Source organism: Roseibium sp. AWQ4_290 (assembly GCF_056160985.1).
In genome coordinates this window covers 119691-140216 of the sequence record NZ_JBSWYG010000012.1, presented here as the reverse complement: position 1 = coordinate 140216, position 20526 = coordinate 119691, and the positions used below count along the sequence as shown (strand labels likewise).

The following is a 20526-nucleotide window of genomic DNA, read 5'->3' as shown; positions in this document are numbered from 1 at the left end:
ATGGCCTTTGGTTGGATACGGGGCCCAGAGGCCGCGCACAGAGGCCGCGGACAGATGCCGCGCCCAGAGGCCGTGCTCGGAGGAACTTCGGACGTTGCCGCACGTCTGGCCCGATATCCCGCATCGACCTGCGACGCGCTCCTGGCCGAAGACCCTCCAAGCGCGGTCAAAAAAGGCCAGGATCAATTGCGCTTGGTCTCAGGACGTTCTTCTTTTTGCCGGTTGGTTTTCAGCCGTCCGCCCGCCCGGTTCTGCGTTGGGAGCGGCCGGCTGTTTTCATGTTTGTGAAGTTGTCAGGCGTCGCGCTGGGCGATCCAGTCATGATCCGGGTGGTTCTGGAAGCGCCATTTGCGGATCGGGCCTGCCATGACGTTGAGATAATACATCTCATAGCCATAGGGGGCGCCGCAGGGGTGATGGCCCTTGGGCACCAGCACCACATCATGGCTGCTGACCGACACGGTTTCATCCAGGGAGCCGTCATCGGTGAAAACACGCTGATGGCCATAGCCCTGATCCGGATTGAGCCTGTGATAATAGGTCTCTTCCAGATAGGTCATGTCGGGGAAGTTGTCTTCGTCATGCCGGTGGGGCGGATAGGACGACCAGTTTCCGGCCGGTGTGAAGACTTCCGTAACCAGAAGACTGTCGGCCACATCGGCCTCTTCCATGGCAATGGGGAAGATGTAGCGGGTGTTGGCGCCCTTGCCTCGTGTGACCTTTTCCGGACGCGGCAGGACCCGTGCTGCATGGCCGCCTTTGCCGGGAGCCGTGCACACACCGATGGTGCAGTCTGTCGTGGCAGTGGCCGACCAGTCCGTCCCGTTGGGCACATAAACGCTGTGGGGCGGCATTTGCTGAAACACATTCATGCGCTCGCCCTGTTCGCCAAAATCCTGACCGCCTGCGGAAATGGCTGCCTTGCCTTCCACCATCACCAGAATGACCTCCAGATCCCCGGTGGCTTCCGATACGGTCTCTCCGGCCTTCAGCCGGTAGAGGCCAAAGCCCACATAGGCCCAGTCCGGGGATTTGGCGCTTTTGGCGTTGTCGATGGTGATGTCATGCACCTTGCCATTTGTGGCGGCGGGCTTGCGCAGAAGCTCACTCATGTCAGGTCTACCTCCTGTGCTGCGGCCTTCAGGCTTGTCAGGCCGAGGCTCTGATAGTGTTTGGGATTGCGGATGTCAGGGTCCTGCTCGGCCTCGATCACGATCCAGCCGTCATACCCGGCCTCTTTCAGGATTTTGAGCAGCGGCACAAAGCCGACGCCGCCTTCCTCATCTCCCGGCACGGTGAACACCCCGGCGCGCACCCCATCCATGAAGGAGCGCCCGTCCGCGCGGATCGTCTCCATCACGGCTGGGCGCACATTCTTGGCATGGAAGTGACGCACCCGGCCGATGTGTTTTTGAAGGACCGGGGCCGGGTCCTGACCCTTGCTGCCGAAATAGCAATGACCGGCATCGAAGAGCAGTTTCGTGGCCGGGCCGGTTGCCGCCATGAAGGCGTCGATTTCTTCCGGCGTTTCCACCACCGTGCCCATGTGGTGGTGATAGACCAGATCAATGCCCTGATCTGCGCAGAACCTGGCCAGCTCCTCCACTTTGGCGCCAAAGGCAACCATCTCAGGGGCGGTCAAAACCGGGCTGTTGGATAGATCCGCATCAGAGCCCTGAATGGTGTTGGAGGTCTCGCAGGCAATGCAGACCTTGCAGCCATTGTGTTTCAGCTTGTTCAGATGGGGTTGGATAGCCTCTTTCTCCTCCTCGACCGATCGGGTCAGAAGATTGAGGGAATACCAGCCGGATATGAAAGCAAGGCCATAGCTGCCGAGCAGCTGTTTCAGCGCTTCCGGATCATCGGGCCAGCGATGCCCGTTCTCGATGCCGTCAAAGCCGATTTCAGAGGCCTCCTTGAGGATCTGCTCCGTCGGGATATGGGCGCCAAGGCTCTGATCATCGTCATTGGCCCAGGCAATCGGATTGGTGCCGTAAAGGATCATGGTGTGTGTCCTGCCGCGTGTTGAAACAGCGGGGGTTGCGGGTTGATCATGCCGCCCTCTTTCGGGAAATACGCCTGGGCGCAATCCCGAAGGAGGGCACTTTTCTGGTCACTGCGCTGCTGCGGTCTCAGTCCACCAGGTTCTGATGTTTTTGAGCTGCGACATAGTTGGCGCGGGCGGCGCGCACGTCTTCGCGCTCTGAGACTTCCGGTACGGCGACGTCCCACCAGTGGCCGCCGCCATTTTCGCCCGGCCCGTGCATCGGGTCGGTCTCGATTACGATGACGGTCGGGATCGAGCGTTCGCGCGCGTTCAGGAGCTCTGCCTCCAGCTCCGCGATTGTGCCTGCCTTCAGCGCATGAGCGCCCATGGAAGCTGCATGGGCAACAAAATCCAGCTCCGGCTGGTCCTCAATGTTGCAATCCTTGTAGAGATTGTTGAACTGGGCCCCGCCGGTGCCCATCTGCAACCGGTTGATGCAGCCATAGCCCCGGTTGTCGGTCAGGACCACCGTGAACGGCACCCGGCGCATGACGGCCGTAGCCAGTTCGGAATTGGCCATCATGTAGGAGCCATCGCCGACAAAGCAGACCACATCGCGCTCCGGCTGGGCCAGTTTGACCCCCATGGCTCCGGCAATCTCATAGCCCATGCAGGAATAACCATATTCCATGTGATACCCGCCCTGGGACGCCTGCCACAGCAGTTTCAAGGCGCCGGGCATGGTGCCTGCGGCGCACATGGCTACAGTCCTGGCGGTGGAGGTACGCTGCACGGCACCGATCACTTCCGCATCCAGAGGGCGGTAGTCTTCGGGCACACCGGTCCTGGCGCTGCAATGGGCGGTGACCCGGGCCAGCCAGTCCACACGCGGCTGCGGCCGGTAGGCGGCGTTGTCGTAGCCGTCCAGCAGGACCGTCAACTTCTCCAGCGCGATCCGGGCGTCGCTGACCAGGCTGATGGCGCCGTGTTTGGCCGCGTCATAGGCCTGTGCATTGATGGAGACCAGTTTGCGGTCCGCTTCCTTGAACAGGGCCCAGGATCCGGTGGTGAAATCCTGAAACCGGGTGCCGATCCCGACAATCAGATCCGCGCTTTCGGCCAGCTTGTTGGCGCATTCGGCGCCGTCCACCCCGGCCGCACCGAAATTCATCGGGTGGGACTGGGCAAGGGCTGACTTGCCTGCCTGGGTCTCGATCACCGGCAGGTGGTGTCGGGTGCAGAAATCGCTCAAGGTCTCTTCGGCTTGCGAATAGATCACCCCGCCGCCGCAGACCAGCACCGGGCGCCGGGCAGAACGGATCAGGCGGGCCACATCTTCCAGATCCCGGCTGTCCGGTTCCGGGCGGCGGATGCGCCAGACCTTCGGCTCAAAGAAGCTTTCCGGATAGTCATAGGCTTCTGCCTGGGTGTCCTGGCAGAAAGACAGGGTCACCGGGCCGCAATTGGCCGGGTCGGTCATGACCCGGAAGGCGCGGGGGAGAGCTGTGAGCAGATGTTCGGGCCGGCTGATCCGGTCGAAATAGCGCGAGACCGGGCGGAAACAGTCATTGGCCGAAACCGTGCCGTCGTCGAAATCCTCCACCTGCTGCAGCACCGGATCGGGCGCGCGGCTGGCAAAAACATCCCCGGGGATCAACAGGACCGGCAGGCGGTTGACATGGGCAAGAGCCGCCGCAGTCACCAGATTGGTTGCGCCGGGGCCGATGGAGGAGGTGACGGCCATGGCGCGCTGGCGCTTGCTGGCCTTGGCATAGGCAATGGCTGTGTGGGCCATGGTCTGCTCGTTCTGGCCGCGCCAGGTCGGCAGGGCGTTGCCGGCCTGTTGCAGGGCTTCGCCGAGCCCGGCGACATTGCCGTGGCCGAAAATGGCCCAGACACCGTCAATGAAACGCTCGCCGTCTTCGGTCATCTGGCCGGCAAGATAGCGGACCATCGCCTGGGCGGCGGTGAGGCGGATCGTGCTCATGCGGAAAGTTCCCGGGGTTCGTTGATGCGGGCGTCGGCGCGGGCCGTGTCCCAGATGCGGCAGAGGCGCTCGAAGCGAGCGGCCATGTCCGCAGCAGCTTCTTCGTTTGTCATCCGGCCTGCAAGCCAATTGCGCGCCGCATCGGCAAAAATCGTGCGCCCGACCGCAAAGCCCTTCACGAGGGAGAATTGCGCAGCTTGCGCGAAGCTGGCCGCAAGCTGTTCCTCCGGCGCATCCAGGCCCAGCACCACAATGCCGCGTGTATAGGGATCATGCTCGACAATCACGGAACAGGCCTGCTGCCAGGCGTCTCTGGAGGTCATGGGCTCCAGCTTCCACCAGTCCGGATAGATGCCGATCTCGTAGATCCGCCGGATGATCCTGGCCGTGGTGTCATCATGCACCGGCCTCACCTTGGAGGGGATCACTTCCAGCAGCATTTCCAGCCGGTTCCTGCGGCAGGCGGCAAACAGGCGCTGCAGCGTGTCTTCCTGTTCGGCTTTCATCTCCGCCGGATCGTCCGGGTGATAGAAACACAGCACCTTGACCACATGTTCGGTGGGCCATTCGGCCAGGCCGCCGAAATCCGGACCGATTTCCGGTTCCAGGGTCAGTGGCCGGGAGGCTGGCCACTCCACCGGATGACCGATCCACAGTCCGGTTCCGGCGGCCCGATACAAGGCCTCGCGGCCGAGCCGGCTGTCGCACAGGATGCCGTAGCCGGGCTGATCGCCTGCCACCTGAAGGGCGGCATCGAGGCACAGGTTCTTGAAGGGGCCGATATGGGCGTGGGAAACCCCGGCGTCATCGGCCATCTGTTCGATCTGAATGCGATGGTCAAAGGCAAAGACCCGCATGGTGGACCAGTCGCCGCCATGGGTGAAGCGCCGGTTGGTGGACCAGTGGATCTGTTCCAGCTCCGGGTCCTTGCGCAGGGCCTTGGTGGTCACACCGCGCTTGAGGAAGAATTGCAGTTCCTCCCAGCTTGGATAGGCCGGGGTGCAGCCGTGGCGGGAGACGGCAAAGGCGCCGCAGGCATTGGCATAGGTGAGGCTGGTGACCCAGTCTTGCCCGGTGATCCAGCCTTTCAAGAGACCGGACATGAACCCGTCCCCGGCGCCCAGAACGTTGAACACCTCGATCGGAAAGCCCGGTCCGGAAATGCCGTCATCCAGACTGTCCGGGATCGCGCCTTCAAAGGCGGCTGCGCCCATGGGGCCGCGCTTGCACACCAGCGTGGCCCCGGACACGGCGCGCACATTCCTCAGCGCTTCAACCGTATCGGTGGTGCCGCCGGCAATGTGAAACTCTTCTTCCGTTCCGACGATCAGGTCGAACAGATGCAAGGTGGATTGCAGTTTGGCCGTGACCTTGTCAGAGGCGATGAACCGGTTCTCGCCGTCGCCATGGCCGGACAGCCCCCATAAGTTGGGCCGGAAGTCGATGTCCAGGGCGGTGCGGCCGCCGTTCTCCCGGGCAAGCGTCAATGCCTTGAGGACAGCGGCTTCCGTTTGCGGGTGGCTCAGATGGGTGCCGGTCACCACCACCGCCTTGGACGAGGCGATAAAGGCCGGGTCGATATCGTCCTCGCACAGGGCCATGTCAGCGCAGTTTTCCCGGTAGAAGATCAGGGGAAACTGTTCCTGGTCCCGGATGCCGAGCAGGACAAGCGCGGTCAGCCGATCCTTGTCGGTCACGACGCCTTGCGTGTCGACGCCGTGCCGTTCCAGCTCCTCGCGGATAAACCGTCCCATATGTTCATCACCGACGCGGGTGATCAGCCCGGATTTCAGCCCGAGCCGGGCGGTGCCGGTTGCCATGTTGGTGGGGGAGCCGCCGATATATTTGTTGAAGGACGCCATATCCTCCAGACGGCCGCCCACCTGGGCCCCGTACAGATCGACCGAAGACCGGCCGATGGTGATGACATCGAGTTTTGTCACAGCTTTATCCTGCTCGTCTCTTGTTGCTGTCGTCCGGCAGATCAGATCGTGCCGCCCAGGGACCCTTCAAGCTCCGCCAGTTCCTGGCCGCCTGCCATCAGATCCTGCAACTCTTCGGCCTCAATCTCCCCGCGCGCGGCTGTGCCGAGCGTCTTGCCACGGTTGAGCACAGTAAAGCGGTCGCCCACGGCCATGGCATGGCGCACATTATGGGTGATGAAGACGACGCCAATGCCCTTCTTGCGGACCTTGTCGATGGTGGCAAGCACGTTGGAAGTCTGGCGCACCCCGAGCGCGGAGGTTGGTTCGTCCAGGATCAGAACCTTGGCCCCGAAATAGACGGCCCGCGAGATGGCAACGGTCTGGCGTTCGCCGCCGGACAGGGTCCCGACCGCCTGGTCGGGCGAGCGAAGGTGAATGCCCATCTTGGCCATTTCCGTCATGGTGACTTCGTTTGCGGTGGCAAAATCGAAATACTTGAACGGGCCGAAGCGTTTTTCCGGCTCCCGGCCCATCCAGAAATTCCGGGTGACCGACATGAGCGGGATCATCGCCAGATCCTGATAAACGGTGGCAATTCCGGCGGCCATGGCATCGCGCGGGCTGTTGAAGGAGACCTCCTTGCCGTCAATCAGGATCTTGCCCCTGGTCGGCTTGTGGACACCGGACATGGTCTTGATGAAGGTGGATTTGCCTGCGCCATTGTCTCCCAGAAGACAGTGGCATTCCCCGGCCTGCACGGAGACGGAGACGCCGTTGAGGGCGATCACCGGACCAAAATGTTTCTCGATTCCGGCAAGCTCGATCAGCGGAGCGGTTGAAGCGGCAGTCATGTCAGCGTTCTCCCGTGATCATGCGGCGGATATAGGTGTTGAGGATCACGGCCAGCAGCAGGATCACTCCGAGGAAGACCCTGAACAGAGAGCTTTCAACGCCGGCAAAGAACAGCCCTTGCTGGACGACGCCGAAGATCAGGGCGCCGAGCGCAGCGCCGATCACCGAGCCGTAACCGCCAGTGAGCAGGGCGCCGCCAATCACCACGGAGATGATCGCCTCGAATTCCTTCAAAAGACCCCGATCGGCCGCCGCTGAGCCGAATTCCATCACCTGGCAGGTGGCGAAAATCGTGGCGCAGAAAGCGGTGAACATGAACATCATGATCTTCACCCGGTTGACCGGCACACCCACATAGCGGGCTGCCTGGGCATCGCCTCCGGCTGCGAAGATCCAGTTGCCGAATTTCGTGCGGGTCAGCAGAAAATGGCCAAACAGAATCAGGGCAAGCGCCCAGATCATCAGCATGGGTATGCCTTCCACAACCGGTTGGCCCGCCTTGGGACCGGCCACGAACGTGCCGACAATTCCCAGATCCGCAAGCCAGACAAAGAGCCCGTGAAACACCTTGCCGCCGAACAGCCAGGCAATCGGATCGCCTTCGGCAGCTTCCTTCACGCCGCCAATGATGGTCTTGCGGGTGGTGGCAATGGAAATGAAGATGGTCAGCCCGCGCAGGATATAAAGAAAGGCGAGGGTGACGATGAAAGACGGCAGGCCGGTCTTGACCACCAGATAGCCGTTCAAGGCGCCGATGGCGAGGGCAAGGGCAAAGGCCACCAGAATCGCGAACCAGATCGGGAAGCCCCATTGCACGCTCATCAGCGCAATGATGATGCCGGAAAAGCCGATCATAGAGCCGACGGAGAGATCGAATTCGCCTGCAATCATCAAGAGGCACGCTCCGACGGCGATAATGGCGAACTGGGCGGACACCGTGCCCCAGTTGATGACGCCTTCGGGGGCGAACATGCCGCTGTCGCTGGCAATGGCGACAAAGAACAGGAAAACGAGAAAGGTGCCGCAGATCGCACCCAGTTCCGGGCGGATAAGCGCCTTGCGCAGGGACGACATCTCGCGAATGCGTTCATCTTTTTGAGGCGCTTGTGCCGTGTCGGGCGCGGCTGTCTGTAGAGACTCAGCCATAAGATTCCTCCTGCGTGCCGTTCAGGCCGGCCGCTTGTTTGCGGCCCGGCCGCAAGAACATGTTGTCTTGGGTTTGTCCGGACGCCGATCACCGGTCCGGGTCTGAAAAAGCGGAGAGGCGAAGCCGCCTCTCCGGCCGCAGATCAGCGGTATTCGCCTGCGAATTTCTCCACCAGCGCAATATTGGACTTGGTGACGAAGCCCGGGCCGGAGTTGATGGAATTGCCCGGAACCACGCCATAACGGGTCAGGTTGGTGAGGATCACCACCGGCAGGTAGCCCTGCAGATAGGGCTGCTGGTCGATGGCAAAGGAAATCACACCGGCCTTGATGGCTTCGGCAATTTCACCGGACAGGTCAAAGGTGCCGAAATGAATGGTGCCGGACTTGCCGAGATCTTCCAGTGCCGCCAGGGTCGGGTGCGCGGAGGTCGGGCCGAGGGTCAAGATGCCATTGGTTTCCGGGTGGCCCTGCAGATAGGCCATGACCTTGGACTTGATTTCCGCCGGGTCCTGGCCGCTGTCGATCATCTGACCGCCCAGTTCCACGCCAAGCGCATCGGCATAGCCTTGGCAGCGCTCAACGGAGGCCGGGTTGGTGATGTAGTGGTTCACGCAAAGGAAATTGGTAACGCCTGCGGCCTTGGCCTTTTCACCGGCGCCTTTGCCGGCGGCATATTCCGGCTGGCCGACATGCATCAGCGCGCCAATTTTCTTGGACTGCTCTTCGGTGCCCGAATTGATCGTAATGACCGGAATGCCCTTGGCAACCGCGTTGGACAGCGGGCCGGACAGAACGTCATAATCGGCGATGGTCGCGATGATGCCATCGGGATTGGAGGCGGAGGCCTGCTCGATGATCCGGGCCATGTCGGCCAGATCGCCGGTCGGCGGATTGCGGTATTCCACTTCAACGCCCATCTGGTCGCCGGCAACGGCAATGGCGTTCTTGATCGTATTCCACCAGCTGTCGCTGTCCGGTGCGTGGCTGACAAGCACATAGCGCTCGCCATCTGCCGACGCCGGTGCGCTCATGCCGGTAAAGGCAATGGCCGCGGCAGCCATTGCAACGAGTGTCTTCTTCATACGTTCCTCCCAGAACAGGTACTGCAGGCCACTACTCCCGCCCGCAGTTTCAGAAGTCGAAGGTGGCTGCAGATGTGCTGGCCACTTTTGGAATTTAAATTCCAATTTTGTTTTTATGCAACAGATTTTTTCCAAAATTATGCAGATCTGTTCCTCTGGGCGCCGACGGAGACGGCCAGGGCGATGGCCAGCGACAGGCTGGCGGACAGGGCCCGAAAGGCTCCGACATCAAGTTCTGAGACCAGCAGCTGAATGGCTTTGAACCGGGCCAGCGGGCTGGTGACCACATCGGTGATGGCAACAATGTCCGCACCCGTTGTCCGGGCTCTGGCCACCATATCGAGCGTCAGTTCGGTGTAGGGGGCGAATGTCACGGCAATGACCGCATCATTGGGCCGGATCAGATGCTCCATGTTGATATTGGCGATGCCGGAATGAAGGACGGCGGGAACGTCCATTTTCTCAAAGGCATAGGCAAGGTAGGACGTGACCGGGAAGGCCCTGCGGAAGCCGATCATATGAATGGTATCCGCCCGGGCCAGGACATCGACCGCCTGTTGCAGGGCGCTCGGGTCAACGGTTGCCATCAGGTTTTCCAGTGACGCCCGGCCGACCTCGACAAACTCGGCCAGAAGCGCAGACGGGGACCCGTTGCCCTGTTCGCGCAGTTTTTCCAGCCTGGTGGCATAATCAGGCCATTTCTGGGAATAGTTGGAGCGGAACAGCTTCTGCATCTGGGAAAAGCCGCTGAAGCCCATTTCCTGGCAAAACCGCATGACCGCAGAAGGCTGCACATCCGCACCCTGGGCCAGCTCTGCCACGGTGGAGACTGCGACCCGGTCCGGATTGGCGGCAATGAAATCGGCAAATTGCTTGAGGCGCTTGGGCAGCTCGTCGGCGCTGCTGCCAAGCCGGTTGAAAAATGCGTCGATGGTCTCTGGTGCAGGCGCCTCTTTTCGGGGCGGTTCGAGGGGCGTGTGCTTGGCATCTGTCATTGTCGTTATCTTTTCCCGCTTGACACATTCCGTGGAAAATGATTTTGGAATTTTTATTCTAAATTGGCAAGTCTTCGAGTATCAGCTCCACTCGCCAGTCATCCGGGAGGAAATACCATGGCTGTTCAGGTCGCCCTGCTTGGGGCGGGACGGATCGGGAAGGTCCATGCGAAGGCCGTTGGCGCCGCGTCAGGCGCGCGTCTTGTGGCGGTTGCAGATGCGGTGGACGCAGCAGCGGCCGCGCTTGCTGAGGCCTATGGCGCCGAAGTGCGGTCAATCGAGGCCATTGAAACGGCCACAGATGTGGATGCGGTCATTATCAGCACCCCAACCGACATGCATGCGGACCTGATCGAACGCTTCGCGCGGGCGGGCAAAGCAGTCTTCTGCGAGAAGCCCATTGATCTGTCCCTGGAGCGCACAAAGGCGTGCCTGCAAACGGTTGCAGAGTGCGGTGCGGTCCTGATGCTTGGCTTCAACCGCCGGTTCGATCCCCATTTCCAGGCAGTGCGGGACGCCATTGATGCGGGCAGGATCGGGGATGTGGAAATGGTTCAAATCACCTCCCGGGATCCGGGGGCACCGCCGCCCGATTATATCCGCTCATCAGGTGGGATCTTCCGGGACATGACGATCCATGACTTCGACATGGCGCGTTTTCTTCTGGGCGAAGATGTGGTGAGCGTCTATGCGGCGGCCTCCGTTCTGGTGGATCCGGAAATCGGCAAGCTGGGCGACTATGACAGCGCCAGCGTTGTTCTGACCACGGCGTCCGGCAAACAGTGTTCGATCTCCAATTCCCGCCGGGCCACCTATGGCTATGACCAGCGGATCGAGGTGCATGGGTCTAAAGGGGCGGTGTCTGCAGAAAACCAGCGGCCTGTTTCCATTGAGCTGGCCACGGCGGAGGGCTATCAGCGCCCGCCGTTGCATGACTTTTTCATGACCCGCTATACAGACGCCTATGCGGCCGAAATCACGGCCTTCGTGGCAGCAATCGAGACGGGAAGCGCGCCCCGTCCGAGCGGTGAGGACGGTCTCAAGGCGCTTTTGCTGGCCGAAGCGGCACTGAAATCTGTCGCCGAGCGGCGCTCGGTCAGCGTGGACGAGATCTGACCCGGTTCCGCCTCGTATGACATGGGGAGGCAAGGCGGCACGGGGGTGTGCCGTCCCGGCTTCCACAAAGAGTTCGGGTCCGAACCCTGGAGTGCCGCCTGGAGGAGCGCGGCGCCCTGCTTTGATACTTTTTGACCGGGAGGAACGGTTATGGAGAGCCTTGGCATTGGCCTGATCGGCACCGGGTTCATGGGCAAGTGCCACGCGCTGGCCTATGGGGCGGTAAAGGCTGTGTTCGGCGATGTGCCGGAGATCCGCCTTGAGGTGCTGTGCGATGTGCCGGCGGACAAGGCGGACGGCTTTGCCGCGCAATTTGGCTTCAAGCGGGCCACTGCTGACTGGCGGGATCTGATCAACGATCCGGCGGTTGATAGTGTCTGTATCACAACGCCCAACAAGGTGCACAAGGAGATGGCGATGGCCGCGCTTGCAGCGGGCAAGCATGTGCATCTGGAAAAGCCGATGGCGCTTACCCTGGACGAGGCAAGGGAAATGGTGGCGCTGGCTGAGGCGCGGGATGTGAAAACCATTGTCGGCTACAATTACCTGCACAATCCGGCGATCACCCATGCGCGCAAGCTGATTGCAGAGGGGGCCATCGGCCGGATCGTGCAGTTTCGCGGGGTGGTGGATGAGGATTATCAGGCGGACCCGGAGCTGGCCTGGACCTGGCGCGCCACCAAAGATGCTGCCGGGCTCGGCACGCTGGGGGATTTGGGCTGCCATCTGATCTCCCTGGCAACGGCGCTGGCCGGGCCGGTCAAGAGCCTGATTGCAGAGACAAAGACCGTACATTCCACCCGGCCTGTGGACGATGGCTCCGGCGCACGCAAGGCGGTGGAAAATGAAGACATTGCCTCCGCGCTGCTGACCTTTGAAAGCGGTGTGCACGGCGTGGTGTCTACCTCCCGCAGCGCCTGGGGGCGTAAGAGCTACATTGCCTTTGAGATTCACGGCACGGAGGGCATGATCACCTTCGATCAGGAACGCATGAACGAATTGCGGCTCTACCAGAACCGGGGACCGGCCGCCGAACAGGGCTTCAAGACGCTGCTTACCGGCCCGGCCCATCCGCCCTATGGGGTTTTCGTCCCGGCCGCCGGACACCAGCTCGGCTTCAATGATCTGAAGGTGATCGAGGCGCATGAATTCCTGCGGGCCATCATCGAAGACCGCCCCGCCGTTCCCTCTTTCCGGGAGGCCCTGCATTTCGAAGAGGTCATCCACGCCATTGCGGCCTCCGCAGACAGCGGCCAGCGGGTTCAGGTCGGCTCCAGCTGATCCTTTGGCAGGGTTTCGCTCCAGATCCTGAGTTCATCCAGGACCTTGAGCGCGGTTCTGCCGAACTCTGTGATTTCATATTCCACCGAGACGGGTGCGGTGCGCAGAACTGTTCTGGACACAAGGCGCCGCTCTTCAAGCTGCTTCAGACGTTCTGCGATCATTTTCTTGCTCGCGCGCCCAAGCATGCGGGACAGGTCGTTGAAGCGGACGGGGCCGTCTTTCAGGTGCCAGAGGATCGAGCCGGTCCATTTGCCACCCAGAATGCGCATGCCCTGTTCAATCGGGCATGGGCCTGTGCAGGCGTCCAGAACAACCCGGCGTCTGCCTTCGGTTTTAAGCCGGCCAGCCATGATGCGTCTCCTGTCAGGTCACTCAAATCAGGTTACAAAAAGTATACTGGTTGATTTTCGTTACCTTATTCCTCATCTCTTGCCCCAGTTCAAGAAGCGCTTTCTGCGCAGCATTGCGATGACATTTGGACCAGGGAACCTGACATGCCAAAGCCTGATATCCACCTTTATACCGCGGCAACGATGAACGGCTACAAGCCGGTGATCTTTCTGGAAGAAGCTGGTATTCCCTATGAGCTCACATTCATTGATTTCGCCAAAAGAGATCAAAAGGCTCCGGATTATGTGAAGCTCAATCCCAATGGCCGCATTCCGACCATTGTGGACCGGGGCAATGAGGATTTTCCTGTGTTCGAAAGCGGTGCCATTCTCTGGTATCTGGCTGAAAAATACGGCCGGTTTTTGCCGGAGAGCCCGAAAGCCAGATCTGAAACGCTCCAATGGCTGATGTTCCAGATGGGCGGGATCGGCCCGATGATGGGCCAGGCAATGTATTTTCAGCGGATCGCAGCGCCCAATGGCCACGAGGAGCCGTTTTCGATCAAGCGGTACGTTGACGAGACGCGCCGTCTGCTTGAGGTGCTGAACACCCGTCTTGAGGGCCGTCACTGGCTTGCCGCCGAAACTTACACGATCGCTGATATGGCAACCTTTCCCTGGGCGCGGGCCCATGTCTGGGCAAAAGTCTCTGTTGACGGGCTTGACCATCTTCAGGCCTGGTTCGACCGGATGGATGCCCGACCGGCGGTGCAGAAAGCGCTGACGATCCCCAAGGCCCAGCCAGCCTTCTGGGGGCATGCTGACGAGGCGGAGTTCCTGAAGGAAAATGCCGCGCGCTTTGCCAGTGATGTAAAGGCGACGTAGCGGTTTGCCGGGCTGCGCCTGGTTCTATACCCTTGAGACAGATAGGGACGGCCGGGCAGGAGTGCTGCCTGGTGCAACAGGATAGGGCGGGGGCACTCTTGGCCAAGGTACTGGTTCTTTTTGCGCATCCAAGACCGGACAGGTCGGAGGTGAATTTTCCGCTGTTTGAAACCGCACAATCGGTCGCGGGGGTCACGGCCGTGGATCTATATGGGGTCTATCCGGACTTCAGCATCGATGTGGAGGTGGAACAAGCAAGCTCCTGGCCAATGACGTGATCGTCTTTCAGCATCCGCTGTTCTGGTATTCGGCGCCGGCCCTTTTGAAAGAATGGCAGGATCTGGTTCTGGAATATGGCTTTGCCTACGGGCCGCACGGCAATGCGCTGCGCGGCAAGGTGTTCTTGAATGTGATTTCTGCTGGGGCGAGCGCGGCGGCCTATTCTCCCGACGGTTTCAACCGGTCGGACCTGCGCAGCCTGCTTGCGCCTTTTGAAAAAACAGCGGATCTGTGCGGCATGCGCTTTCTGGCGCCTCTTGCGCTGTTCGAGGCTGGACGGGCTCTTGAAGAGGGGCGGCTGGACCGTCACCGCAACGCGTATGACGACCTCCTGAAAGCGCTTGTGGCTGAGCGCCTTGATCTGGACAAGGCCGCGGCTGCTCTGGTCCTCGGACCTGCGCTGGAGGATGTCATGCTGAAAGGGGAGGTGGTCTGATGGGCTTGCTCGGGGATGCGTTTGTCTATCTGTGCGCGGCGGTGGTCGCGGTGCCGGTTGCCAACCGGCTCGGCCTTGGCTCCGTACTCGGTTATCTGATTGCCGGGGTGGCCATCGGGCCTGTGCTCGGCATTGTGGGGGCGGAAACAGTCGATGTGCAGCATTTTGCCGAATTCGGCGTGGTGATGATGCTGTTTCTGGTGGGGCTGGAACTGCGGCCGGCCATGCTCTGGAAGATGCGCCAGCAGCTCATTGGCCTTGGCGGGCTTCAGGTGGTTGGAACAACGGCGGTCTTTGCCGGGATCGGCATGGCGGCGGGCCTGTCCTGGCAAAGCGCGGTTGCCCTTGGCATGATCCTGGCCCTTTCGTCCACGGCCATTGTTCTGCAGACGCTGAATGAAAAAGGCTGGATGAAGACCCAAGGCGGGCAGGGCTCCTTTTCCGTGCTGCTGACCCAGGATATCGCCGTGATCCCGATGCTGGCGCTGCTGCCTCTTCTGGCGGGCCAGCATGGCGAGGGGCATGGGGCAGAGCTGGGCGGTGACGCTCACGGAGCGTCCCATGGCGGGGAGGCTCTGGCCGCATTGCCCGGCTGGATGCAGGCCGTGATCATCTGCGCGGTGATCGCGGCGATCATTCTGGCCGGGCGGCATCTGCTGCGGCCGGTGTTCCGTTTCATTGCAGAAGCCCATTTGCGGGAGATCTTCACCGCAACAGCGCTGCTGCTGGTGATCGGGATTGCGCTCTTGATGGATTTTGTCGGCCTGTCCCCGGCGCTGGGCACGTTTCTGGCCGGGGTGGTTCTGTCGGACAGCGACTACCGCCATGAGCTGGAAAGCGATATCGAACCATTTAAGGGGCTGCTGCTCGGCCTCTTTTTCCTGACGGTCGGGGCGGGCATTGATTTCGGCCTGCTGCTGGGGGCTCCGGTCACGATCCTGGGGCTTGCCCTTGGCCTGATGGCGGTCAAATGCGCGCTGCTGTTCGGGCTGGCGACGCTGTTCAAGCTGACCGGGGCGGACCGGTGGCTGTTCGCCCTGGGACTGGCTCAAGCGGGCGAGTTTGCTTTTGTGCTGTTCGGCTTTGCCTCCGGTGCGGGGGTTCTGGAACCCGGACTGTTGCAGATCATGACCCTGGTGGTGGCCATCACCATGCTGCTGACCCCGGCGCTGTTCATTTTGTATGAAAAGATCATTGCCCCGAGGGCGGTGAAGCCGTCCGGCCGGGAAGCGGATGTGATCGACAGCAAGGGGCGGGTGGTCGTTGCCGGGATGGGGCGCTTTGGCCAGATCGTGTCGCGGCTGCTGCTGACCAGCGGCTATGATGTCGTCATTCTCGACCATGACCCGCAGACGGTCGACAATCTGGGGCGCATTGGCTTGCGCACCTTCTATGGGGATGCCACGCGCCCGGATCTGCTGCACGGCGCGGGACTGGGCGAGGCGGATCTGTTTGTCGCGGCCCTGGACGACCGGGACAAGCAGACGCTTGTGGTGGAACATGTGGCCAAGACCTATCCGAAGGTGACGATCCTGGCCCGGGCGCGGGACCGCCACCATGTCTATGAACTGGAAAAGGCCGGGGCCCATTTCGCCGAGCGCGAGGTGTTTGAAGGGGCGCTCACCCTGGGCCGGAAAGCCCTGATTGAGCTCGGCGCTCATCCCTTCCGCGCCCGGAGCCGGTCACAGGACTTCCGCAAGCACGACGGCAAGATGCTCGACGCGCTTCGGGAGAACTATAATGACGGCGGCGTCGACACATCCTATATCGATGCCATGCGGGCGCATTCCAAGACCCTGTTCGAGATCATGCGGGTCGACCGGGGGCAAGACGGGCACGACCGGACGGAGCGGGGCTGGACCCCGGCGCCCAAAGGGGATGCCAGACTTTAGAGTTCGAAGCCGGCCGCATCAGCTAGAGCTACAGCTTCAGGGAAAGGAAACTTCATGAGCAACATTTCCGGCCAGGGCCTTGAGGAGGTTCTGGAGATCGACATCGTCTCCGATGTGGTCTGCCCCTGGTGCCTTGTCGGCTTCAAGCAGCTGGAACAGGCCCTTGCTGAAACCGGCATCTCCGCGACGGTGACGTGGCATCCGTTTGAGCTCAATCCGGATATGCCGGCGGAGGGGGAGAACCTGCGCGCGCATCTCATGCGCAAATATGGCTCAACCGCAGAGCAGTCCCAGTCGGTTCGCGACCGGCTGACGGAGTTGGGCGCCGGGCTGGGCTTTGAGTTTCGTTTCACCGGCGATATGCGTATGGTCAACACCTTCAAGGCGCACCGCCTGTTGCATTGGGCGGTGGCGGACGGCAAGCAGCACGCGCTCAAGATGGCGCTGTTTGCAGCTTATTTTCAGGACCACAAGGATCTTTATAACGACGCTGTTCTGGGTGACATTGCCGGAAGCGTAGGCCTTGATCCGGCAGAAGCCCGCACAGTTCTGAAAGAGAACCGTTTTGAAGCCGAGGTGCGTCAGGCGGAAACCTTCTGGGCCCAGAACGGTATTCAGGGCGTGCCAGCGGTCATTTTCGAAAAGCGCCACCTTGTCTCCGGGGCCCAGGGCACCGGGAATTATGCAACCATTCTGCGCCAGATTGTCAGCGGCGCGGCAGCTTAGAGCGCTCTATCCGCCTCTCCTTCGCCGACCCGGCCGTGCGCCGGGGCCTCCTTGCCTTTTTGACTAAGCAAAAAGGAACGAACAATGGCCTCTGAAAACGGAAATTTAGCTTGGTGCCTTTGCGTTGCTCCGGGCGGAATTGATGGCGCGGGTGTTTGGTTGGAAAAAACATCCCAAAAAACTAACAAGAGCATTCAAAAACTGTTGAGAGCAGGACCTATCGAAGCGCCGATAGGGGAAATAGCGTATAAAGCCAAGGGAGGTAAAAAAAAGAAAATTGTTGACTATCATGTGTTGCCGACAAGCGTAGCTGTCCCAATTGTGAGCGATGAATTGCGACAGGAGCTATCTAGCTTCGTGGGCGACGAAGTAAATTTCTTTCCTGCGACAATAGAAATTTCAAAAACCGAGACGATAAGCAGATGGGCCCTGCACCCAAATTTCGTCAAACCCTGTGTTGATTTTTCCAAATCCAAGATTCGGAAATGGCTTATTCCCAACAAATATATTTCGTTTTATGACAGCATTGTTTTCATTCCAAATTGTCTTGGAGATCACAAGATCATTCGCAATCTTAATCTTATGTCCCAAGTCGTGGTGTCTGGAGACGTGAAAAAAATATTCGAAAAATATCAAACGCCTAACTTCAGGTTCTTGCGGGATTTTGAACTTACTGAAGACAATATTTAGCAAACTGCTGAAAAACGATTGCAAATGCGAATTTCCATCGACCAAACGAATGCTGAATGCGTGTGTTGGGGTTCAGCTAAATGAGAGCAGCTGAAATTCCGATCTTTTGTCTCGAAACGCGTTTAGCCCTGACTTTTTCAACAGCCTGCTAAAGGGCTTCGAACAGAACCCCTGCCGCCTCAATCCGGCCAGCCGGGGTGTCGGCGGGCTCTGAGCCATAGTTGGTCCAGATCCGCAAAGGTCCCGCATCCCGGCAGCGGACGCCGCCTTCAAGGCGCAGAAGCGGCAGGCCGGCGTCTTCGCACAGATCCCCAAACAGGCGGATCCACGCCGTCTCGTCACACCAGCCGCCCACATAGGTCAAATTCCCCTCGCGCATGGCGGCCGGCTGGCCGTCCGTCAGCTCCAGAACGGGCTCAGCGGCGCCTTCCAGTTCTTCTCTATAGCCGGCGAAGCACCCGCCATTCTTGAGCGGCATCGGCATGTCGGGACGCAGGCTCTCCACACGGGCCACGGTCACATCAAGGCCGGGCATGTCCGGCGGCAGGGGCACGGGAAGCACCATCTCCTCCGTTCTGGCGGCGGTTCTGGGGCCGAGCACGACATTGGCGTCCGCTTCGGCAAGGGCCTGTTTCAAAGCTTGCGGCATGTGGATCAACCCGGGGGCGGCAACAAGCTTGTATCCGCTGAAATCCCTGGTGTCCGCGCACAGGATGTCGATGGACAGGCCAAGTTTCCGCAAGGCCTTATATGCATCGAACACCAGCTGGAAATAGCTTAGGCCCGCCCCGTGGGGCTGGGTCGTCCAGGCAAAATCCGCGTCATAGTCGAAGATCAGCGCGACCGGGGCCTGCCTGCTTTCAACATCCGGCGCCGTGACCAGGTCGACCGCTACCTGCCGGGCTTCCTTCAGGGCCGGGGCATCGGCATTGTCGGAACGCAGCATGCCCGCATGCATCTGCTCCTGGGCAAAGGGTGCCTGACGCCAGCGGAAATAACACACGGCCTCCGCCCCATGGGCATAGGCTTCCCAGGCCCACAGGCGCATCATGCCGGGCAGGGGCGCCGGGTTGTAGGGGGCCCAGTTCACCGGCCCGGGCTGCTGTTCCATCACCCACCAGCGGCCCTTGCCGACGGCCCTGTAAAGGTCGTGATGAAAGGCCTGAAAATCCGGGTCCCCCTGGCGGGCAAAGGCGCGCTGATGGGCCGCATCCGCGCCGACCCGGTCTTCCAGAAAGCCGAGCGGGTAGCTGTCCCAGGTGGCGATGTCGAGATCATCACCGACCTTGAAATGGTCAAAGTCCGTAATCCGGCCCATATAGTTGTGGCTGATGGGCGCTTTGGAATGGGTGCGGATAATCTCCGTCTGCCGCCGGTTGAAGGCGGCCACCTGATCGGAGGAAAACCGCCGGAAGGCCAGTGTGTGCGCGGGGTTCGGTTCGGTCACCGTCAGGTTGGGCAGGCCGATCTCGTCAAAAGACGCATAGTCCATGGACCAGAAGACATTGCCCCAGGCCCGGTTCAGAGCATCAATCGTGCCATAGCGCTGTTCCAGCCAGACCCGGAAGGCGGCAAGGGCCGCCAGAGAATAGGACAGGATAGTGTCGTGGCAGCCATATTCATTGTCGGTCTGCCAGGCGGCCACATGGGGATGGGCGCCATAGCGTTCTGCAAACAGGCGGACGATCCGGTCGGATTCCTGTTTGTAGCCCTCATGGGAAAAACAGTAATGCCGCCGGGAGCCGAAGCCGCGCGGGCGCCCATCCGCATCCAGTGCGACCATGTCCGGGTGCTTTGCCACCATCCAGCGGGGCGGGGTTGCGGTCGGCGTGCCCAAAACCACCTTCAGCCCGGCTGCACCGAGCACGTCAATGGCCCGGTCGAGCCAGTCAAAGGTGAGCGTTCCGGGTGCCGCCTCCAGCCGGGACCAGGCGAATTCCCCGACCCGGACCCAGGTCAGGCCAGCCTCTTTCATGCGACGGGCATCGGCTGCCCACATTTCTTCCGGCCAGTGTTCGGGATAGTAACAGGTTCCAAGCGTGCGCTTCATGGGGTCCTTTGAGCCTCGCTTTAAAGGATGACACGGTGTTCGGCCTGGCCGCGCGTTGTGGTCTGGGCGAAATAGGTCTTGCCGTCGTCCGGGCCGTCCGCACCTTCGGCGGCGGAGGTGGCAAAGAGGGTCTGCAGATCCGCACCGCCAAAGGCGGGGCAGGTGATCTGGCTGGCGGGCAGCGTGATCTCCTCCACAAACCGCCCTTCCGGGGAATAGCGGGCCACCCGGTGGCCGCCCCAATGGGCGTTCCACAGATGGCCGTTCGTGTCGACAACGGCGCCATCCGGGTAGTAGCCGCCCGGGGCAAGATCGATGAAGAGATCGGGCTCGGTCTGCGGCCAGCCGTCTGCGTCCAGCGGCACCTTGCGGATTTTCTGGGTGTCCGTGTCAGCGAAATAGGCGGTCTTGCCATCGGGGGCAAAGCAGATCGCGTTGGAAATCGTGATGTCCCGGTAGAGCTGGCGCAGTTCGCCCTTGTAATAGCGGTAGATCGCCCCGGCGCCGGGCTCAGCCTCAAAGCCCATGGTGCCGATCCAGAATCCCCCTTGCGGGTCGGCGCGCCCGTCATTGGAACGGGTGGCTGGCGTGTCTGCTTCAAGAGCGCAAAGGGTGCGTTCGGCATCCGTTTCCAGATCAAACAGGAACAGGCGGCTTTCGCTTGCAATCAGCAGTTCCGTCCGGCTGACCCAGCCGGCGGAGGATACGTGCTCGTCAAATTGCCAGACCTTGGGCGTGCCGTTGTCCCGGCTGCGCAATTGCTTGTTCAAGATATCGAACCAGAACAATTGCTGGCGTTCGGGATGCCAGAGCGGGCCTTCGCCCAGACTGCAGCGGTGGTCGTCAAAGATGTGGCTCATCG

Annotated in this window: 19 protein-coding genes; 8 read left to right on the top strand and 11 right to left on the bottom strand. The window is 60.9% G+C overall.

Annotation, left to right across the window (positions count from 1 at the left end; genetic code table 11):
• Positions 1–293: 293 nt before the first annotated feature.
• The 8 genes from iolB to ACXAH0_RS13885 form a co-directional block, all read right to left on the bottom strand.
• The gene (gene iolB, locus ACXAH0_RS13920) at positions 294–1112 is read right to left on the bottom strand and encodes a 5-deoxy-glucuronate isomerase (RefSeq protein WP_475192189.1); all 819 of its coding nucleotides are present in this window, start codon (positions 1110–1112) and stop codon (positions 294–296) included.
• Positions 1109–2005, bottom strand: coding sequence for a myo-inosose-2 dehydratase (iolE, locus tag ACXAH0_RS13915; protein WP_475192187.1), 897 nt, complete (start codon positions 2003–2005; stop codon positions 1109–1111). The genes iolB and iolE overlap by 4 nt, the downstream gene beginning before the upstream one ends.
• Positions 2006–2132: 127 nt before the next feature.
• The gene (gene iolD, locus ACXAH0_RS13910; RefSeq protein WP_475192185.1) at positions 2133–3974 is read right to left on the bottom strand and encodes a 3D-(3,5/4)-trihydroxycyclohexane-1,2-dione acylhydrolase (decyclizing); all 1842 of its coding nucleotides are present in this window, start codon (positions 3972–3974) and stop codon (positions 2133–2135) included.
• Entirely contained in the window at positions 3971–5917 is a 1947-nt protein-coding gene (locus ACXAH0_RS13905; RefSeq protein WP_475192183.1) for a bifunctional 5-dehydro-2-deoxygluconokinase/5-dehydro-2-deoxyphosphogluconate aldolase, read from the bottom strand. Before ACXAH0_RS13905 ends, iolD begins: the two co-directional genes overlap by 4 nt.
• A gap of 41 nt (positions 5918–5958) precedes the next feature.
• Positions 5959–6750 (bottom strand): ATP-binding cassette domain-containing protein, encoded by a 792-nt coding sequence (locus tag ACXAH0_RS13900; RefSeq protein ID WP_475192182.1) that lies wholly within the window; start codon positions 6748–6750, stop codon positions 5959–5961.
• A 1-nt stretch (position 6751) separates the two neighbouring features.
• A complete protein-coding gene (locus ACXAH0_RS13895; RefSeq protein ID WP_475179740.1) occupies positions 6752–7897 on the bottom strand; it encodes an ABC transporter permease in 1146 nt (381 codons plus the stop codon).
• A 143-nt stretch (positions 7898–8040) separates the two neighbouring features.
• Positions 8041–8982 carry a sugar ABC transporter substrate-binding protein gene (locus ACXAH0_RS13890; protein WP_475179735.1) on the bottom strand — a complete coding sequence of 314 codons (942 nt, stop codon included), beginning with the start codon at positions 8980–8982 and terminating at the stop codon, positions 8041–8043.
• Positions 8983–9119: 137 nt separating this feature from the next.
• The gene (locus tag ACXAH0_RS13885) at positions 9120–9977 is read right to left on the bottom strand and encodes a MurR/RpiR family transcriptional regulator (RefSeq protein WP_475179732.1); all 858 of its coding nucleotides are present in this window, start codon (positions 9975–9977) and stop codon (positions 9120–9122) included.
• 117 nt (positions 9978–10094) lie between these two features.
• On the opposite strand from ACXAH0_RS13885, the gene iolG reads away from it, so the two are divergent.
• Together iolG and ACXAH0_RS13875 are read left to right on the top strand one after the other, a co-directional pair.
• Positions 10095–11093: an inositol 2-dehydrogenase gene (gene iolG, locus ACXAH0_RS13880; protein WP_475192179.1), complete on the top strand. Its 999-nt coding sequence runs from the start codon at positions 10095–10097 to the stop codon at positions 11091–11093.
• Positions 11094–11243: 150 nt separating this feature from the next.
• Positions 11244–12374 (top strand): Gfo/Idh/MocA family protein, encoded by a 1131-nt coding sequence (locus tag ACXAH0_RS13875; RefSeq protein WP_475192177.1) that lies wholly within the window; start codon positions 11244–11246, stop codon positions 12372–12374.
• Here the strand turns inward: ACXAH0_RS13875 and ACXAH0_RS13870 are convergent.
• Entirely contained in the window at positions 12356–12727 is a 372-nt protein-coding gene (locus ACXAH0_RS13870; protein WP_475179719.1) for a winged helix-turn-helix transcriptional regulator, read from the bottom strand. The two genes, ACXAH0_RS13875 and ACXAH0_RS13870, sit on opposite strands and share 19 nt — an antisense overlap.
• 144 nt (positions 12728–12871) lie before the next feature.
• Between ACXAH0_RS13870 and ACXAH0_RS13865 the strand changes: the two genes are divergently transcribed.
• The 6 genes from ACXAH0_RS13865 (at position 12872) to ACXAH0_RS13840 (ending at position 17614) form a co-directional block, all read left to right on the top strand.
• On the top strand, positions 12872–13591 hold the full coding sequence (locus tag ACXAH0_RS13865; RefSeq protein ID WP_475192175.1) for a glutathione S-transferase family protein: 720 nt from the start codon (positions 12872–12874) through the stop codon (positions 13589–13591).
• Between the two features lie 98 nt (positions 13592–13689).
• Positions 13690–13869 carry a hypothetical protein gene (locus ACXAH0_RS13860; RefSeq protein ID WP_475192172.1) on the top strand — a complete coding sequence of 60 codons (180 nt, stop codon included), beginning with the start codon at positions 13690–13692 and terminating at the stop codon, positions 13867–13869.
• Complete coding sequence (locus ACXAH0_RS13855; protein WP_475192170.1) at positions 13866–14306, top strand: NAD(P)H-dependent oxidoreductase; 441 nt, start codon at positions 13866–13868, stop codon at positions 14304–14306. Before ACXAH0_RS13860 ends, ACXAH0_RS13855 begins: the two co-directional genes overlap by 4 nt.
• On the top strand, positions 14306–16198 hold the full coding sequence (locus ACXAH0_RS13850) for a monovalent cation:proton antiporter-2 (CPA2) family protein (protein ID WP_475192168.1): 1893 nt from the start codon (positions 14306–14308) through the stop codon (positions 16196–16198). The genes ACXAH0_RS13855 and ACXAH0_RS13850 overlap by 1 nt, the downstream gene beginning before the upstream one ends.
• A gap of 54 nt (positions 16199–16252) precedes the next feature.
• A complete protein-coding gene (locus tag ACXAH0_RS13845; RefSeq protein WP_475192166.1) occupies positions 16253–16924 on the top strand; it encodes a DsbA family oxidoreductase in 672 nt (223 codons plus the stop codon).
• Between the two features lie 84 nt (positions 16925–17008).
• Positions 17009–17614: a hypothetical protein gene (locus ACXAH0_RS13840; protein ID WP_475192164.1), complete on the top strand. Its 606-nt coding sequence runs from the start codon at positions 17009–17011 to the stop codon at positions 17612–17614.
• A gap of 148 nt (positions 17615–17762) precedes the next feature.
• On the opposite strand, the gene ACXAH0_RS13835 is transcribed toward ACXAH0_RS13840, so the two are convergent.
• Positions 17763–19664 carry a beta-galactosidase gene (locus tag ACXAH0_RS13835; protein ID WP_475192159.1) on the bottom strand — a complete coding sequence of 634 codons (1902 nt, stop codon included), beginning with the start codon at positions 19662–19664 and terminating at the stop codon, positions 17763–17765.
• Positions 19665–19684: 20 nt separating this feature from the next.
• Positions 19685–20524 carry an SMP-30/gluconolactonase/LRE family protein gene (locus ACXAH0_RS13830; protein WP_475192158.1) on the bottom strand — a complete coding sequence of 280 codons (840 nt, stop codon included), beginning with the start codon at positions 20522–20524 and terminating at the stop codon, positions 19685–19687.
• Positions 20525–20526: the final 2 nt, after the last annotated feature.

Bases quoted from the DNA above. Each gene is read 5' to 3' on its own strand.
- iolB (WP_475192189.1), bottom strand. From the start codon at position 1,112: ATGAGTGAGCTTCTGCGCAAGCCCGCCGCCACAAATGGCAAGGTGCAT.
- iolE (WP_475192187.1), bottom strand. From the start codon at position 2,005: ATGATCCTTTACGGCACCAATCCGATTGCCTGGGCCAATGACGATGAT.
- iolD (WP_475192185.1), bottom strand. From the start codon at position 3,974: ATGAGCACGATCCGCCTCACCGCCGCCCAGGCGATGGTCCGCTATCTT.
- ACXAH0_RS13900 (WP_475192182.1), bottom strand. From the start codon at position 6,750: ATGACTGCCGCTTCAACCGCTCCGCTGATCGAGCTTGCCGGAATCGAG.
- ACXAH0_RS13895 (WP_475179740.1), bottom strand. From the start codon at position 7,897: ATGGCTGAGTCTCTACAGACAGCCGCGCCCGACACGGCACAAGCGCCT.
- ACXAH0_RS13890 (WP_475179735.1), bottom strand. From the start codon at position 8,982: ATGAAGAAGACACTCGTTGCAATGGCTGCCGCGGCCATTGCCTTTACC.
- ACXAH0_RS13885 (WP_475179732.1), bottom strand. From the start codon at position 9,977: ATGACAGATGCCAAGCACACGCCCCTCGAACCGCCCCGAAAAGAGGCG.
- iolG (WP_475192179.1), top strand. From the start codon at position 10,095: ATGGCTGTTCAGGTCGCCCTGCTTGGGGCGGGACGGATCGGGAAGGTC.
- ACXAH0_RS13875 (WP_475192177.1), top strand. From the start codon at position 11,244: ATGGAGAGCCTTGGCATTGGCCTGATCGGCACCGGGTTCATGGGCAAG.
- ACXAH0_RS13870 (WP_475179719.1), bottom strand. From the start codon at position 12,727: ATGGCTGGCCGGCTTAAAACCGAAGGCAGACGCCGGGTTGTTCTGGAC.
- ACXAH0_RS13865 (WP_475192175.1), top strand. From the start codon at position 12,872: ATGCCAAAGCCTGATATCCACCTTTATACCGCGGCAACGATGAACGGC.
- ACXAH0_RS13850 (WP_475192168.1), top strand. From the start codon at position 14,306: ATGGGCTTGCTCGGGGATGCGTTTGTCTATCTGTGCGCGGCGGTGGTC.
- ACXAH0_RS13845 (WP_475192166.1), top strand. From the start codon at position 16,253: ATGAGCAACATTTCCGGCCAGGGCCTTGAGGAGGTTCTGGAGATCGAC.
- ACXAH0_RS13840 (WP_475192164.1), top strand. From the start codon at position 17,009: ATGGCCTCTGAAAACGGAAATTTAGCTTGGTGCCTTTGCGTTGCTCCG.
- ACXAH0_RS13835 (WP_475192159.1), bottom strand. From the start codon at position 19,664: ATGAAGCGCACGCTTGGAACCTGTTACTATCCCGAACACTGGCCGGAA.
- ACXAH0_RS13830 (WP_475192158.1), bottom strand. From the start codon at position 20,524: ATGAGCCACATCTTTGACGACCACCGCTGCAGTCTGGGCGAAGGCCCG.